Source organism: Pseudoalteromonas sp. 20-MNA-CIBAN-0454 (assembly GCF_040308685.1).
Lineage (GTDB): Bacteria > Pseudomonadota > Gammaproteobacteria > Enterobacterales > Alteromonadaceae > Pseudoalteromonas > Pseudoalteromonas nigrifaciens.
Genome location: NZ_JBEOOB010000128.1, coordinates 1 through 338 on the forward strand (window position 1 = coordinate 1; position 338 = coordinate 338).

General features: G+C 47.9%; 1 protein-coding gene. It reads right to left on the bottom strand.

The features are described 5' to 3' along the window. Positions 1-338: ATP-binding cassette domain-containing protein (locus tag AAEZ22_RS18260; RefSeq protein WP_352298421.1), on the bottom strand; the 338-nt coding region annotated here is incomplete at both ends.

Genomic DNA, 338 nt, shown 5'->3' on the forward strand with positions numbered 1-338 from the left:
GCCTTGCTCAATGATTTGACCTTTATCCATGACTACCAGTCTGTCAAGCGCGGCAATCGTAGAGAGACGATGAGCAATGGCAATCACCGTTTTGCCCGTCATGATATCGTTCAAGCTTTCGGTAATGGCAAACTCAATCTCAGAGTCTAGCGCACTTGTCGCCTCATCCAAGAGTAGGATAGGCGCATTTTTTAGCAGAACACGTGAGATGGCAATACGCTGGCGCTGACCGCCAGAGAGTTTGACGCCCCGTTCACCAACTTGCGTATCCAAACCCGTATTGCCTTTATCGTCATACAAATCTTTGATAAATTCCCATGCTTGTGCTTGCTTAGTGG